General features: G+C 67.9%; 11 protein-coding genes. 6 read left to right on the top strand and 5 right to left on the bottom strand.

Translation table 11 applies throughout. From position 1 onward, the window contains the following. The first annotated feature begins 631 nt into the window (after positions 1-631). Positions 632-1,714 (top strand): DUF2891 domain-containing protein, encoded by a 1,083-nt coding sequence (locus AB0M56_RS34740; RefSeq protein WP_364184156.1) that lies wholly within the window; start codon positions 632-634, stop codon positions 1,712-1,714. Here AB0M56_RS34740 and AB0M56_RS34735 read toward each other — a convergent pair. Beyond that, entirely contained in the window at positions 1,711-2,934 is a 1,224-nt protein-coding gene (locus AB0M56_RS34735; protein WP_364184154.1) for an aminotransferase class III-fold pyridoxal phosphate-dependent enzyme, read from the bottom strand. The genes AB0M56_RS34740 and AB0M56_RS34735 overlap by 4 nt on opposite strands. A 47-nt stretch (positions 2,935-2,981) precedes the next feature. Further along, positions 2,982-4,163 carry a CoA transferase gene (locus AB0M56_RS34730; RefSeq protein WP_364184151.1) on the bottom strand — a complete coding sequence of 394 codons (1,182 nt, stop codon included), beginning with the start codon at positions 4,161-4,163 and terminating at the stop codon, positions 2,982-2,984. A gap of 165 nt (positions 4,164-4,328) precedes the next feature. On the opposite strand from AB0M56_RS34730, the gene AB0M56_RS34725 reads away from it, so the two are divergent. From AB0M56_RS34725 to AB0M56_RS34710, 4 genes are all read left to right on the top strand, one after another. Then, on the top strand, positions 4,329-6,290 hold the full coding sequence (locus tag AB0M56_RS34725) for an NPCBM/NEW2 domain-containing protein (protein WP_364184147.1): 1,962 nt from the start codon (positions 4,329-4,331) through the stop codon (positions 6,288-6,290). Positions 6,291-6,339: 49 nt separating this feature from the next. Beyond that, positions 6,340-6,831 (top strand): DUF4231 domain-containing protein, encoded by a 492-nt coding sequence (locus AB0M56_RS34720; protein WP_364184144.1) that lies wholly within the window; start codon positions 6,340-6,342, stop codon positions 6,829-6,831. 84 nt (positions 6,832-6,915) lie between these two features. Further along, a complete protein-coding gene (locus tag AB0M56_RS34715) occupies positions 6,916-7,266 on the top strand; it encodes a hypothetical protein (protein ID WP_364184141.1) in 351 nt (116 codons plus the stop codon). 520 nt (positions 7,267-7,786) lie between these two features. Continuing rightward, a complete protein-coding gene (locus AB0M56_RS34710; protein WP_364184139.1) occupies positions 7,787-8,653 on the top strand; it encodes an aldehyde dehydrogenase family protein in 867 nt (288 codons plus the stop codon). Here AB0M56_RS34710 and AB0M56_RS34705 read toward each other — a convergent pair. Genes AB0M56_RS34705 through shbA form a run of 3 tightly spaced genes read right to left on the bottom strand, consistent with a single transcriptional unit; the run spans position 8,580 to position 13,166 of the window. Continuing rightward, on the bottom strand, positions 8,580-11,459 hold the full coding sequence (locus tag AB0M56_RS34705; RefSeq protein WP_364184136.1) for an AAA family ATPase: 2,880 nt from the start codon (positions 11,457-11,459) through the stop codon (positions 8,580-8,582). The genes AB0M56_RS34710 and AB0M56_RS34705 overlap by 74 nt on opposite strands. Further along, positions 11,456-12,574, bottom strand: coding sequence for an exonuclease SbcCD subunit D (locus AB0M56_RS34700; RefSeq protein WP_364184134.1), 1,119 nt, complete (start codon positions 12,572-12,574; stop codon positions 11,456-11,458). Before AB0M56_RS34700 ends, AB0M56_RS34705 begins: the two co-directional genes overlap by 4 nt. 25 nt (positions 12,575-12,599) lie before the next feature. Then, a complete protein-coding gene (gene shbA, locus AB0M56_RS34695; protein WP_364184131.1) occupies positions 12,600-13,166 on the bottom strand; it encodes an RNA polymerase sigma factor ShbA in 567 nt (188 codons plus the stop codon). 275 nt (positions 13,167-13,441) lie between these two features. Here shbA and AB0M56_RS34690 point away from each other — a divergent pair, with 275 nt between their 5' ends. Beyond that, a complete protein-coding gene (locus AB0M56_RS34690) occupies positions 13,442-15,373 on the top strand; it encodes an N-6 DNA methylase (protein ID WP_364184128.1) in 1,932 nt (643 codons plus the stop codon). The last annotated feature ends 2 nt before the right edge of the window (positions 15,374-15,375 follow it).

Here is a 15,375-nt window from a genome sequence, read left to right as displayed (position 1 = left end):
CCCAGGTCATCCTGCGCGGGCACATGCCACTCCACGCTGGCCCATGCCATTCCGCGAGGCGCCTCGCCAATCAGCACGGCAGCTCGCCACCTCGCGCCGCACCTCGCCACGGCAACGGCACATGCCAAGCGCGCAACACTTGCCATCAACCTTGGCGCCACGCCACCCGTGCGACCTCTTGCCAGTCGACGCGGCACCCTGCCAATCCGCGCGGAACCTCGCCTCTACCCGCCGCGCCTTGCCACAGCAAAGGCAAAGGCAGTGGCCAGTGGCCAGTGGCAGCGGCAACACCTCGACGTCATGCCGCACCCATGGCGCCTTGCCGATCGGCGCGGAACCTTGCCACCGAATGTCGCACGTTGCCGAGGCAATGGCAGGCAAGAAGCACGGAACTTGCCATACCCGTCCGGGCTTCCACAAGCGCGGCGCCGTGCCAGTAGGGGCGGCAACTCGCCGCAGCAGACGGCAACTCGCCGATCAGAGGTGGGTCTTGCCACCGTGGCAAGTTCTAAGTCGTGCGGCTGAGGATCTTGCGGTCAGGCCCACTGGTGTGGGGTGATGCGTTTCGTCCGTGGGCCGGAGGCAATGACGACCGGCCCGACGCGTCCAGTGGCAGGAGGCCCGCGCGCCCATGACATCCCGGCGAGAAACCCAGCTGCTTTCCCGAGCCGCCGAGTACAGCGCGGCCGCCCTGCGCAACATCAGGAAAGAATTCCCCAACGACATCCGCAGCACCATGCAGTTCCCGGGGGACTTCCCGAACCGTCCGCGCGACCTGTACCCAGCCTTCTACGGTTGCTTCGACTGGCATTCCTGCGTCGAGATGCACTGGCTCCTGGTCCGGCTGCTCCGCACAACCCCAGACGCAATACCCACCGACGACATCCGGACCACACTCAACGAGCACCTCACCGCCGACGCCCTCGAAGGCGAAGCCGAGACATTCCGGACCAAGGGATCACGGGCCCGCCCCTACGGCTGGGGCTGGGCCCTCATGCTCCACCACGAGATCGCCACCTGGGACGACCCCGACGCCCGAACCTGGTCGGCCGGCCTCGCACCCCTGTCGGCAGCAGTCACCGACGCCTTCCTGCAGTGGCTCCCCAAACAGACCTACCCCATCCGCACCGGCGCGCACAACAACAGCGCCTTCGGTCTCTCCCGCGCCCTCCCCTACGCCAGAAGCCAAGCCGCAGCCGGCGACGGAGCCCTTCTTGCCGCCATCCAGGACGCCGCCACCCGCTGGTTCAGCACCGACGCCGACTACCCCGCCGACTGGGAACCTTCCGGCGCCGATTTCCTGTCGCCCGCCCTCACCGAAGTGGAGTTGCAGGCCTGCCTCCTGCCGCCAAAAGACTTCACAGCCTGGTTCGACCGGTTCCTTCCCCAGCTCCCGGCTGCACTCCTCACCCCGGCCACGGTGTCCGACGACGGCGACGGCCAGCTCGCCCACCTCCGCGGCCTCAACCTCAGCCGCGCCTGGTGCTGGCTCCGCCTGGCCGACAGCCTCCCCGCCACCGACCCGCGCCAACCCCTCCTGATCTCCGCCGCCGAAGCCCACGCGGACCCGGAGCTCGATCACGTCAGCGGCAGCGACTACATGGTCGAACACTGGCTCGCCTGTTACGCCGTCCTCTACCTGACCGCCGGCGATCGCGACCACGCAGGAAAGGGCGCCCCCATGCGGGACGCCCCGCAACGAGCGGAAACCTAACCCTGCAGCCGAGAAAGCGCCGCCGGAATGGCCGCCGCCAGCAAGTCCAGCTCCTCGTCCCCCGTCACCAGCGGCGGCGACAGGGCAATCCCCTTCCCCAACGGCCGCACCAAGACCCCCTCGTCCCGCACCAGCCGCTGCAGCTTCCCCGGCGCCCCGGGATCGGCCGCCAGCACCTCCGCCGACAGCTCCACCGCGGCCAAGAACCCCAGCCCAGCTCGAACCTCCGCGACCAACGGATGGTCGGCCGCCCCGGCCAACGCATCCGCCAACGGCTTCTCCAACTCCCGCCCCCGCGGAATCAACCCGTCCTTCTCATAAATATCCAACGTCGCCAACGCAGCAGCACACCCCACCGGGTGCCCCGCATAAGTAGCCCCATGCCGCAAAACAGGAGCCCCGGCAGAACCCGTGAAGAACGGTGCCGCCACCTCCGGCGAAACCAGCAACGCGGCCAACGGAATGGTCCCACCGGTAAGACCCTTGGCAGTCGTCACCATGTCCGGCCGAACCGCCCACCGATCAATCCCGAACCACGTCCCCAACCGGCCGAACGCGGCAATCACGCAATCCGCCACGAAAAGCACCCCGTACCGGTGACAAACCTCCACCGCAGCTTCGAGATACCCGTCCGGCGGCAACAGCACGCCCCCAGCACCGATCACCGGCTCGCAGAAGAACGCGGCAACCCGATCCGCTCCCACTCGCAGGATCTCGGCCTCCAACGCCGGCACACTGTCATACGCCACATGCGAAAACCCAGAAGGCATCGGCCCGAACCCCTCGGCATTCACCGGGATCCCGCCCACGGCCGTCCCGAACCCGTGCGTCCCGTGGTACCCCTGCGTCCGCCCGATGATGTGGGTCTTCTCCGGCCGTCCAGTGTGGACGAAGTGCGCCCGCGCGATCTTCACCGCCGTGTCGACGACATCACCACCGCCGGAGCCGAGGAACACCTTCGAACCCGGCACCGGAGCAAGCGCAGAAAGCCGCGAAGCCAACTCCAACGCCGGCTCGTTCGCGTAATACCCGAACAGGTTGTACGAATCCAGCTTCTCCAGCTGCGCCGTCACGGCCTGGGTGATCTCAGGCCGCCCGTGGCCGAAGTTCGCGTACCAGAGCGAAGCCGTGGCGTCGAAGTAGCGGCGGCCGGCGTCGTCCCACACGTACGAGCCCGAGCCGCGCGTGATCACGAAGCGGTCGCCGTCGACGGCGCCCATGTCCGCGAACGGGTGCCACAGCGGGTTCTCCATGTAATCCTCCTTGGTCACAACGAAAGGAACTCGGCGATCTCCGACTCCGAGTACCCGATTTCCGCGAGCACCTCCGCCGTGTGCTGGCCCAGCACCGGCGGCGCAGACGTCGGCCGCGGCTGCGTGTCCGAGGCCTTCACCGGGAAGCCCGTGCCGAGGTAGGTGCCGATGGTCGGGTGCGGCAGCCGCACGACCTGGTCGCGCGCGGCCGTCCACGGGTCGGCGTACACGTCGTCGATGTCGTTGATCGGCGCGGCCGGGATGCTGGCCTCGTCGAGGGCCTTCGTCCAGTCGTCGACGGTGCGCGTGACCAGCACTTCCTCCAGCAACACGTTGAGCTCGTCGCGGTGCGCCGTCCGCGCCGCGTTGGTCGAGAACCGCGGGTCCTCCGCGATGTCCAGGCCGAGCACACCGCAGAACGCGCGCCACAGCTTCTCGCTGCCGACGGCGATGACGAGCCAGCCGTCGGACACGTGGTACGCCTGGTACGGGACGATGCTCGGGTGCGCCGAGCCCATCCGGCGCGGGCGCGGGGTGTCGTAGAAGTGCGCGCCGGCGGCGTAGATGTGCCAGGCGAGCTGCGCGTCGAGCAGGGAGACATCGAGGTACTGGCCGCGCCCGGTGGTGTGGCGGGCCTGCAGCGCCATCAGCACGCCGATGATCGCCCACGTGCCCGCGTTGAGGTCGGCCACGGGCAGGCCCACCTTGGCGGGCGCGCCGTCGGGCTCGCCGGTCAGCCCCATCACGCCGCCGAGCGCCTGCGCGACGAGGTCGTAGCCCGGCCGGTCGCGGTACGGCCCCGTCTGGCCGAAGCCCGTGATCGAGACGTGGATCAGCCGCGGGTTCAGCTCGGACAGCGAGGCGTACGACAGGCCCCACCGCTCCAGCGTGCCCGGGCGGAAGTTCTCGACGAGCACGTCCGCGTCGGCCACGAGCCGGCGTACGGCTTCGCGGCCGCGTTCGGACTTGAGGTCGAGCACGATCCCGCGTTTGTTGCGGTTGGCGGCAAGGAAGTACACGGCTTCGTCGCCGACGAACGGCGGGCCCCACAGGCGCGTGTCATCGCCGTGGCCGGGCGGCTCGACCTTGACGACGTCGGCACCCATCTCACCGAGGTACTGCGTGCAGTACGGCCCAGCCAGGATCCGGGAGAGGTCGACGACCTTGAGACCGTCGAGCGGGCGGACCTCGGGCATGGGGCGGCTCCTCGGGGCGTCGTCGCGGACCTACGCCTCCTTTCTACCTCCCGGCCAACGGATTACCTACCAACGGCCCATTGACGTGAACCGTTCACTCCTGTTGATTCTTGAGGAAGTATGTTCCGCTTTGAGTAGTTGAGTTGTGCACTCCGGGAGGAATTCATGCGTCGTCTTGTGGGCCTGCTGGCGGCTGCCTGCCTGACCACCACCCTCACCACGGCGAGCGCGGAAGCGGCCCCGGCCGCCCCGAACGCCGTCCAGCAGGAAACCGGCGCGCTGCCGCCGATGGGCTGGAACAGCTGGAACAAGTTCGGTTGCAACATCAACGAGACCCTCATCCGTGAGACCGCCGACGCGATCGTCAGCAGCGGCCTGCGCGACGCCGGCTACCAGTACGTGAACATCGACGACTGCTGGGCCGAGCAGAACCGCAACGCCGAGGGCAAGTTCGAGCCCAACCACGAACGCTTCCCGAGCGGCATCAAGGCGCTGGCCGACTACGTGCACGCCAAGGGCCTCAAGCTCGGCATCTACACCAGCGCCGGCACGCAGACCTGCGCGAAGACCATGCCCGGCGCCCTCGACCACGAGGACGTCGACGCGCAGACCTTCGCAGACTGGGGCGTCGACTACCTCAAGTACGACAACTGCAACAACGAGGGCCGCCCGGCCATCGAGCGCTACACGAAGATGGGCGACGCGATCAAGAAGACCGGCCGCTCGATGATCTACGCGCTGTGCGAGTGGGGCGAGAACCAGCCGTGGCTGTGGGGCAAGACCTCCGGCGCGCAGCTGTGGCGCACCACCGGCGACATCAGCGACAACTGGACCAGCATGACCGGCATCCTCGACCAGCAGGTGGGGCTCGAGAAGTACTCCGGCCCCGGCGGCTGGAACGACCCCGACATGCTCGAGGTCGGCAACGGCGGCATGACCGACGCCGAGTACCGCTCGCACTTCGCGCTCTGGTCGCTGATGAACGCGCCGCTGCTCGCGGGCAACGACGTCCGCTCCATGCCGGCCGCGACGAAGGCGATCCTGGCGAACAAGGACGTCGTCGCCCTCGACCAGGACTGGGCGGGCGTGCAGGGTCACAAGGTCCGCGACGACGGCGACACCGAGGTGTGGACCAAGCCGATGTCCGACGGTTCGGCCGCGGTGGTGCTGTTCAACCGCGGGATTTCCGCTGCGACGATGACGAGCAACGCGTCGGAGATCGGTCTGGCCGGGCGCGATTTCCGCGTGCGTGATCTGTGGACGGGTGCGGAGACGGAGAGCGCCGGGACACTGCGGGCGACCGTGCCGAGCCACGGGGCGGCGGTGTTCCGGGTGTGGCCGGCCAAGTTCCCGGCTGCCGCGCCGGCGGCGACGCTGTCTCTTGACGCGGGGTCGTACTTCCCCGCGGGGAAGCCGTTCACTGCTCACGTTCGGCTGACCAACGACGGCAGCACACCGCTCGCCGCGGCTCGGGTGACGGTGTCGGCGCCGTCCGGCTGGCAGCTCGACGGGCGTGGCGACGTGCTCGTGCCGGTGGTCGCTCCGGGGAGATCTTGGGACCGCACGGTGACGGTGAAGCCCGTGAAGCCGGGTGCGCAGGTGGCGATGTCGGTGAAGGCTACGTACACGACGGGCTGGGGGCGGCGCTCGTTGTCGGCTGATGCGAGTGGACCGGTCGTGACACCGTTCGCTGCCGGAGTGACGCCGATGTCGAAGGCGCCGTTCCTGCTGACGGAGAACGGCTGGGGCCCGGTTGAACGGGGCACCAGCAACGGCGAGAACCAGGCCGGCGACGGGAACCCGATCACGATCAACGGCCAGGTGTACTCGGATGGCCTCGGGGCGCACGCGCCTTCGCTGGTCCGGGTGTATCTGGGTGGGGGTTGTCAGACGTTGCACTCGGTCGTCGGACTCGATGACGAGTTCGACACGGGAAGTGTGACGTTCGAGGTCCGCGGGGATGGCAAGACGCTGGCTTCGACGGACGTGTTCCGCCATGGCTCGGCGGCGCAGGCGCTCGACGTGCCGTTGGGTGGCGTGCAGGTGCTGGACCTCGTCGTGACGGATGGTGGGGACGGGAACAACACGGATCACGCTGACTGGGCTGACGCGGCGGTGAGCTGCTGAATCGGTCCGAACCATTCACACACGCCAGGCCGCGGCGGGAGAATGCGGCATGGCGTCGACGGAGGCCCTGCCGGCCGAGCACTGGATGATCACCGGAACCCGCAACGGGAAACCGCTGCCGGAAGTGGTCGTGCGGCGGTGGGCGTGGTTCAGCGACCACGCCCGCCGCAGCCGCATCCACTACGTGACCACGGAGTTCGTCGGCGTCGCCTGTGCGGCGGCGGTGCCGGTGTTCGCGGCGTTGCGGTGGGACGTGGCGTTCAGCGCGATCGCCGGGGCGCTGGTCCTGATCGCGACGACGATCCGGACGGTGCTGGGGTTTCACGACGACTGGATCGAGTATGTACGGCTGAGGTTTTCCTTGGAGCGGGATGCGACGGCTTATCTGTACAAGATCGCGCCGTATGACGTTTCCGATGAGGAAGCGGTTCGGGTGCTGGTCACGCGGCATGAGGAGCTGGGTGCCGAGTTGAGGGATGGGTGGTTTGCGAGGAGGAAGAAGTTGGGGGATGGGGGGCAGGGGGTCAAACCGCCGGTGTAGCGGTCCCCCACGCACGTCCCAGCCGTCCTCATCAGCCGCTCAAACACCCTCTTCGAGACGCGTCTGACCCGGTCGATTGCGAGCTTGCGCGCTTTCGACCGCGCCGCAGCGTTGCTGCCGTCAGGCCTGCCTGACGAACACCGACCCGATGTCGCTCTCGACGCCGTCCACCTCGCACGGTGGCGAGGGCATGCCCTCGCTCGGATCGGCGAACCACAAGCCGTGCACGTGCCCGAAGCAGCCCTAAACAGCCTGGACCCCACGTTCGCACGAGCCGAAGCCGGCCTGAAGGTCGACTTAGCCGCCGCCTTCGTGGCGCGACAACAACCCGAGGAAGCACGTGAACACATCACGAAAGCGCGTTTGCTCGCGACGGAGATCGGCTCGACCCGCCAGCTACGGCGCCTCACGCGACTGCAGAACTCGCTCACCTGACGACCAGCGTGCGTAACCCGGGACACTTGCACGCTAATCACATGCCTATCGCTCGGTTCGCGGATGGAAACGCTGCTGAAGGGAAGTCGACGGAAGACGTCGACACGCGGGCCACCGATAGTTGGCCGAAGGCGCCAATGGCGACGATCAGCTCTCGCTTCCGCCGCGCAACACCAAAACGGCCCCGTTGCGGTCGGTCGGCAATCCACCGTCCAGCTCCGATTGTTCCCGGTCCGGTTCTGCTTTGTCGTGAGTCGCGGTAGGGCACGTTCCGTCACCTGATGAACCTAGAGTAGGGGAAGTTGGATGCTCGACGCGGTGATGCAGTCATAACCGCGCCGCGATCTGCGGCTGATGCAATAGCAGGCCGGCGAACTCGACGCGCGGCCCGCGGCCGCTTTCCCGGAGTTCCCCGACGTGCCCGGCGACTCCGGACTGGACGACGAGAAGCAGTGGCGCATCGAGCCGTCGGCGACCCTGGCATGAGGGCCGTGGTCTTCGCAGCGGGCCTGCTTAGCGAGTGCGGGCCGTCGACGCCGGAACGCGTTCGCCCCCAGCCACCGGCCCCGCCGCAGACCGGTGCGCCGCCGCCGCTCACCGAGATCGACCGCCCGGTCGACCCGGCCAAGTTCGACGCAGACCCGTGCGGCCTGCTCACGACGGACCAGGCCGCCACCGTCGTGGCCGACCCGCCCGCCCGACGACATCCACGCGAACAGGCGAGACGCACCCTGAATTCGGCTACTCCTGGACAAACCACGGTCGTGCGCTCAGGAGCCTCAACATCGTCTTGCCGGATATCGACGATCTCGACGCGGTGATCGACAACGTCACCTTCGCCGCGACTTTCTGGAACGGCCAGTCCTGCCTGGCGGGCACCCGCCTGTTCGTCCACGACGACCTCTGCCTGGAGTCCACGGAGAAGCTCGTCAAGGCGTTCGAGAGCATCCGTATCGGCTCCCCGCTGGACCCGGCGACCCGCCTGGGCGGCCTCGTCTCGGCGACGCAGGGCGAACGCGTGCCCGGCTACGTCGAAACCGGCAAGGCCGAGGCCACCCTCCTCACCGGCGGCTCGCGAGTGCGGGTCGCCGGCGCCGAGCACGGCTGGTTCGTGGCGCCGACGATCTTCGAGACGGAGAACCACACCCGGATCGCGCGGGAGGAGATCTTCGGCCCGGTCCTCAAGCGCGGTCGCGAGCCCCACGCCCGTCATAAGCGACCGCGGTCCCGCGCGATCGGCACGTCGCAGTCAGGGTTTGCCGCGCGGCGGGTCGCCAAGATGCCCGCCGTGCGGCAAACCCGGCCGAAGAACCTCACGACGCAAGTTCCGCACCCGGCGGCTGCCGCTTCGCGTGGTAAAGCGTTCCGCGGCGGTCGCCCATTTTGACGATCTTCTCCTGGTCGACGAGTGCTCGAATGGCCGGCGTCCATTGCGTTTCGTCGATTCCGGAGAGTCGAATGAGATCGGCTTTTCCGAGCGGCCCCGTTGCCCGTTCGAGACACGCCAGAATGGCGTCCTCCGGACCGTCGGGAAGCGCGTGCCCGGAAGGGGCCTCGACGGCGATGCTCCGGCAGGGCTGGACGGGCACGACCTTGGCGTTGCCGACTCGGCGGTAACGCTCCGGGGTGCACGTCAGCACGATGACTTGCGACTCGGTGTTCGCCGCGGCGAACACCGCGCCCATCCGCGTAAGCCGTTCCGGGTCGGTGTGGCCCAAGGCGTCGTCGATGACCACCGGCGCACCGTCGGCCGGATCGATCATCGCGGCACAGGCGAGCCGCGCGATGATGCAGAGCTGCTCGCGGGTGCCGGTGGACAGATCGTCGTAGCCGACCGTGATGTTTTCGAGCGTCCGGTTGGCAATCCGGAGGTCGCCGTCGATGTCCAGCTTGAGCGTCGGTCCGAAAACGATGCGGCCGAGCCGTTCCAGCTGGTCGCGGAACGGCTGGACGTAAGCCTGCTTGGCTGTTTCGCGCGCGGTGCGCAGCGTCGTGAACAGGCAACTGGCCGCATTGCTGCGGCGATGCACGCTGTCATACCGCTTCTCCGCCTCGTTCCAGGCCGCCTGCGCCTGGTCGAATCGGTCTTGGCGACCCTCCGTCCCGGCCAGTTCGAGACGTCCCTGGAGTTTGGTCAGGTCGGACGTCCGCGACCGGTGGTCGTCTTCGAGTCGCTCGCCCCAAGCTTGCGCTGCCGTCAACCTCGCTGCGACGGTTTCCGGATCTTGCGCGGCGAGGTCCGCCTCCGCGGCCGCGAGCGCCAGACGGGCATCGGCGCGTGTGGTTTGACAGTCGGTCAGGCGTTCGGTCAACGAATCGTCGGATGCTTCGGCGCGGGCGGTTGCCAGTTGGTCGCGCATCAGCAGCAGTTGCTCCTGCGCGGAGCCAGACTGCGTGTGCAGTGCGATGGCGCTGTTGTTCGCTTCTGTTCCGGCGGCGAGAAGTTCCTGGTGGCGGGCCCCTGCGTCGGAAGCCTTCCGACGCGCGGATTCGGTCTGCTTGCGGGCGTCGAATTCGGCCGCCACGGCCGTTGCGAGATCGGCCGGCTGCTCGTCGGCGGTGGTATAGCTGCCGATGCGGGCGGAAAGGCGAACCTGGTCACTGCGGATGTCGTCGAGCAGCCGGTGGTCCAACGCCAGTTTCAACGCCTGCTCGGCCGTCAGTCGGTCGCTTTCCACTGCACGGCGCTTGGCGATCACGCTCCGCGCTTCGGCGATCCCCTCGACCGCCGCATCGGCACAGCAGCGCCGAAACTCGGCCTCGGCCATGTCGGCTGCGAGTTTGAGATCCTGACCATTGCCCAGCCCGATGCGGAGCACGGCTTGCTCGGGGAATACGACTTCCAGCGTGTCGGTGACTGATTCAGACCGCACATCGCCGGCTTCGAGCCTGGCCTGCTCCCCGTTGAGGGAGACGTCGAGCCGGGCGAGCGCTTCGAGTTCTAGTGTCGGGGCACCAGCTTCAAGGACCGCGCGCGCTTCCCGCCGTGCGGCGTGTGCGGCTTCGAGGGCCGCGAATCCGGGTTCGTCCACGGTGCAGACGGCGAGGAAGGCTTCCGCGGAGTTCCGCTGCCCGATCGCCTCCTCGGCTCGTGATGCGCGCCGCGTGAGGTCGTCGAGTTCCGCCTTGTCATGGAGATAGCGGACGTGCTCGGCAGCTCGACGTTCCTCGCTCTCGGTACGCTCCGCAGCCTGGGTGGCGGCGTTCAACGCGAGCTCGGCGTCTCGGGTCAGCGCTTTCGCCGCGTCCGCAGTGACCTGCGCTTGCGCGGCTTCTTCGACGATTTTCGCCGCCGTACGTTCTTGAGTGGCCATGGCGGCCCCCAGTTCGCGCCGCGTCGTTACGGCCGCGTCTGCTGCGTCGGTTTCCGCCGACACGACAGCAAGTCGGCTGGACAAGCTGTCGATGAGGGCGCGCCGCTCGTCCAGCGCACGCTTGCGTCCGACCCACTTGGCCAGTTCTTCCTTCTGCTCAACCAACTCGGCAGTGAGGCTGGTCAGCTCGCGGGTCAGTTCGGCGTGCCGTTCCACGTCGCGCTCGACCTCGCGCAGGGACTCTTCTTCGGCTGCTGCCGCTCGCCTGGTCTCGTCGCGTTGCTCAGCGGCGGCCTTCAACTCGGCCCTCGCCTTGCCTCCCGGCGTGTAGTACTGCAGATACTCCCGTTCGACCCGCTCGAAGAGCGAGGACTCGCTGCCGGTCTCCCGGGCACCGCCGGCCGCCGCGTCCAGCGCGCGCACCAGAGCGTCGTTGCCGCCCAGCGCGCTTTGGCTGATCGGCTCGTTCTGCGCGACCCGCAATGCGGCCCACAAGGCGTCGTCGAGCGTTTCCTCGACCATCTGCTGTACCCGGTCGTGCGCCTCCCGACCGACCAGGTCGGCCGGTGCGGGCTCGATCATGCGCAACGTGGTTCGCGGGTGTTTGCACCAGCGCTTGCCGAACACGAACCGGTACTCGCCGGTGGTGATCTCGGCTTCGACTTCCGGTGCGGCATCGACGTTTCTCGGCCGGACCGCGAGCACCTGGCTGCTTTTGGACGCATCCGGGTGCTTGAGCAGCAAGTCGATCGCCTCGATCATGCTGGACTTGCCGGCTTCGTTGACGCCTTCGACAACGGTGACTCCGGACTCGGCGAAGTCGACCCGCCGGTCGGTGACGCCGCGGAAGTTTCGCAGGTGGACGTAGTGGATCTTCATGCTTCGCTCCTGACGAGTCGGTAGAGCAGGCTGAGTGCGTCTTGGGCGGTGGGATTCCCGGCGGCCGCGCCGACGAGTTCCGTCATGGCGGTCGCCGCGAATCCGGACAGGCCGAGTTCGGTGAAGTCCTGGTCGCCGGCGAGCACGGCAAGATCGGAGCGTCGCCCGGGCACCTCGAGCGACGCGAAGACCTCACGGTGCTTCTCGATCAGATCCTCAAGCTGCGCGTGCGCGCCGACGCTGAGGGTTCCGACCAGTCCAAGCTTCAGAATCGTGCGGTCCTTGTTCGGGAAGCCGGCCAGCCAGCGGCCGAACTCCTCGACATCGGCCGCGCCGTTGAGATGCCGTTCTGCCGCGAGGAAGGACCAAGTGCCGATCCGGTGACTCGTCACCTTGGCTTCGAGGTCGCGATCGAGGTCGACGACGAGAACGTTGCCCGTATCTGTCTCGGTGAAATCGGTCGGCTCGGGCGCGCCGGAGTACCAGATCGCCAGGCCGTCGACCTGCGTTGCGGAGTGCCGGTCGCCGAGCGCGACGTAGTGAATCCGCCCGTCGGACAACGCATCGGCCAACGTCCCGACGCGGATCGTCGCCAGGTTGTCCGGGTCCGGGCTGAGGGAATCGACTGCGCCGTGCCCGACGAGGATCCGTCGGACGCCGGGCCGTGCCGTCAGCGTCGCGCACTGGTCGCCGGGAAGGTCGGAGAGCGGATGCTTGACCTTCAACGGCGCCGCGACCAGCTCGACGCCCGGCGCGACCTCATGCACGCCTGGCTCCGCCAGGACGCGCACGTTTGGCGGGCAGCCGCGGGTGAAGGTCGCCGAGCGGTAGACGGATCCGGCGTCGATCGTGTCGTGGTTGCCCGGCAGCAGGTAGACCGGGACCGGAATCGACCGCATCGCCTCGAGCGCGCGCCCGACGACCTGGGGGCTGAGCAAGTTCGCGTCGAATACGTCGCCGCACACGACAACGAACTCGCATTCCTGCTCGGCGGTGATCTTTCCGATCTCCCGAATGGCCGCGAGGCGGGCGTCGGAGAACCGGGCTTGTGCTTCGGGGGAAAGGAAGTGCCGGGTCATGCCCAGCTGCCAGTCGGCGGTGTGCAGGAAACGCATGGTTGCCTCCATAAGGTTTGTGGGTTCATCGCCGGGTGGACAGCCGGCGTCGAAGCTTTGCGAGGGCACGATGCTGTGCGACCCGCACGGCGCCGGGAGTGGAAGACAGGAGTTCGGCGACCTGCTCGGAGGTCATTTCGCCGATCACGCGATGGACGAGGATCTCCTGGTGCGCGTCCGGCAACGTACTGAGCAGTTCCCGCGCCATGTACCGCATTTCTGCTTGCAGCACCGCCTCTTCCGGGCTGTTGCCGGAGTCCGTCCGCTCGGGGATTTCCGCGGTTGTGGTGGCGCGGTCGCGTTGCCGCTTCCGGTGGAAATCCGCGACCTTGTGGGCCGCGATGCCGAAGACGAAGGCGAGGAAGGTTCCACCGGTATCGCGGTAGGAGGGGAGCGCCGTGAACACCGCGAGCAGTACGTCCTGTGCGACGTCGTCGGCTGAGGCGTAGCCCTGGCGCGCCGAGTTGATCCGGGCCCGGCAGTAGCGGATGACCTTGGGCTGGATGGCAGCCAGCAGCGTGGCGATCGCTTCCCGATCGCCTGCGCCCGCGGCCTTGGCGACCAGTTCCAGGTCGATGCTGGGCTCTGTCATCACGGGCATGTCGTCAGCGCTTGTTCGTTGCATGGGCAGCCGCGGACTGAGGGCCGAGCAGGTTCGCGGACAACACGTCGCGGGGTGGGAAACACATGGCTACCTCCTTGGTTCTGTGCGTCGGACAGGCGCTGCGACCGCCGCGGTTCAGAAGTCTTCGGCCATCGGGCCCTGCTTTCGCCGACAGAGTCAATGAGATCATTGCCTGTGAACTATGTCAACAGTCTCACCCTAGATGTGGTAAGTTCACTGGCAAGTCGACTGAGGAGGGATACATGGCTGACGAGTCTGAGGTGACGGCTTCCGAGATCGCTCGGCTCGCCGGTGTGGGCCGCGCGGCTGTGAGCAACTGGCGGAAGCGGTTCACCGACTTCCCCCAGCCGATCGACGGGACGGACACCAGTCCGCGCTTCCGGTCGGCGGAGATTCTGACTTGGCTCGAGGACCAGGGGAAACTTGGCGCTGAGTCGGCCCGGGAGCTGGTCTGGCAACGGCTTGCCGCCTCCGGCTCCGACTCGGTCGTCGACCGCGTCGCGGCCGCGGGCGAGTATCTGGCCGGCCGGCAACCGGCCACGGACCTGGACAGACGCACTCGTGAGGCGCTGGACGCGCTCGCCGCCGACTGGGGAGCCGAGTCCGCGTTCGACGAGCTGTGCGGACGGTTCGTCACCGCCAACTGGCGAACGATGGCTGTGACCACGCCGGAACTTGCTGAGTTCATGGTCGGTCTGGCCGCTCCGCTCGGCGGCTCGATGTTCGACCCCGCGTGCGGCCTGGGCTCGGTGTTGCGGGCCGCGGCGCAGGTGAAACCCGGCATCGCAGTCTTGGGTCAGGAGTTCGACGCGCCGCTCGCGCGTCTCACCGCCGTGCGGCTCGCGTTCAGCGGCGCAGATTCCACGATTGAAACCGGCGACTCACTCCGCCGGGACGCCTTCCCCGAGCTGCGCGCCGACGCCGTGGTCTGCAACCCCCCCTTCAACGACCGCAACTGGGGCGCGGAGGAGCTGGCCTACGACCAACGCTGGGCTTTCGGCCTCCCGCCGAAGGGCGAATCGGAGTTGGCCTGGGTGCAGCACTGCCTCGCTCATCTGCGCCGCGGCGGGAGGGCCGTGCTGTTGATGCCGCCTGCCGCCGCGTCACGCCGCTCGGGTCGGCCCATTCGTGCCGAGCTTCTCCGTCGAGGTGCGGTGCGGGCGATCGTCCAACTTCCGGCGGGCGCGGCACCACCGCTGGGACTTTCGCTGCAGCTGTGGATCCTGGAGCAGCCCGCAGAGCAGATGCCCGACGCCCGCGTGTTGTTCATCGACGGCACGGCTGGATTGGCTCAGCGAATCGATGAGGTCGGTTGGCCGGCTATGCGGGAACGGGTCGATCCGGTCTGGGCGAGCTTCGTGGCCGACCCTGGAACGGTCGCTGAAGAGGCAGGCCGACACACCGTGCGGTCGGTGATCGATCTTCTGGACGACGAGGTGGACCTGACCCCTGCGCGATACCTGCGCGCGGCTGCGGAGCTGGATGTCACGGCTTTGCGCACCACTCAGCGTTCGTTTGCCAAGCTTCTCGCCGAGCTTGCCGAGCTTCTGCCGGATGTGCAGCCCACGCTTGCGGATACCAGTCCGAAGGCCACGGTTTCGATCGGCGAGCTGCAACGCTCCGGGGCGGTGAGCATCCGGCAGCAGACGGCGCGTATGGAGGTTCAGCCTGGCGGTGAGGGGCTGCCTGTCTACACCGCGCGCGACATCATTTCGGGTGAACCGCCCGCTGGCCGTATCGCAGCCGAGGCGGAGTGCATCGCGGTCCTCCCCGGTGACGTCCTTGTCCCGACGGTCTTGACGAGTGCGGCCGCGGTCGTCGTCACCGAGGCGGGCACAGCCCTGGGGCCGCACGTGCAGTTGTTGCGGCCGGATCCGAACCAGATCGACTCGTGGTTCCTCGCCGGGTTTCTCCGCAGCCGAGGCTCGCTGCAGTTCGCGTCGACGATGTCCGGCACGCGCCGCATCGACGTCCGCCGGGTCGAGGTACCTCGCATACCTATCGCTGAACAGCGAAAATACGCCGCCGCGTTCGAGGTCCTCGCTCGCTTCGACACGACCCTGGCTCGGGCCTCGAATCTGGGCCACCAGCTGACCCAGTCCTTGACCGACGGCCTGGCCGCCGGCGCACTGACCCCGCCCGAAAGACCGGACCGGAAACCTGCAACATCATGACG

The sequence above is a fragment of the Amycolatopsis sp. NPDC051372 genome (assembly GCF_040682095.1).
Classification (GTDB): domain Bacteria; phylum Actinomycetota; class Actinomycetes; order Mycobacteriales; family Pseudonocardiaceae; genus Amycolatopsis.
The sequence above is the reverse complement of the archived record's forward strand: the minus strand, read 5'-3'. Positions and strand labels throughout refer to the sequence as shown.

What these genes read in the sequence shown, in the direction of transcription:
- AB0M56_RS34740 (WP_364184156.1), top strand. Translation starts at nt 632, where the DNA reads ATGACATCCCGGCGAGAAACCCAGCTGCTTTCCCGAGCCGCCGAGTAC.
- AB0M56_RS34735 (WP_364184154.1), bottom strand. Translation starts at nt 2,934, where the DNA reads ATGGGCGCCGTCGACGGCGACCGCTTCGTGATCACGCGCGGCTCGGGC.
- AB0M56_RS34730 (WP_364184151.1), bottom strand. Translation starts at nt 4,163, where the DNA reads ATGCCCGAGGTCCGCCCGCTCGACGGTCTCAAGGTCGTCGACCTCTCC.
- AB0M56_RS34725 (WP_364184147.1), top strand. Translation starts at nt 4,329, where the DNA reads ATGCGTCGTCTTGTGGGCCTGCTGGCGGCTGCCTGCCTGACCACCACC.
- AB0M56_RS34720 (WP_364184144.1), top strand. Translation starts at nt 6,340, where the DNA reads ATGGCGTCGACGGAGGCCCTGCCGGCCGAGCACTGGATGATCACCGGA.
- AB0M56_RS34705 (WP_364184136.1), bottom strand. Translation starts at nt 11,459, where the DNA reads ATGAAGATCCACTACGTCCACCTGCGAAACTTCCGCGGCGTCACCGAC.
- AB0M56_RS34700 (WP_364184134.1), bottom strand. Translation starts at nt 12,574, where the DNA reads ATGCGTTTCCTGCACACCGCCGACTGGCAGCTGGGCATGACCCGGCAC.
- shbA (WP_364184131.1), bottom strand. Translation starts at nt 13,166, where the DNA reads ATGACAGAGCCCAGCATCGACCTGGAACTGGTCGCCAAGGCCGCGGGC.
- AB0M56_RS34690 (WP_364184128.1), top strand. Translation starts at nt 13,442, where the DNA reads ATGGCTGACGAGTCTGAGGTGACGGCTTCCGAGATCGCTCGGCTCGCC.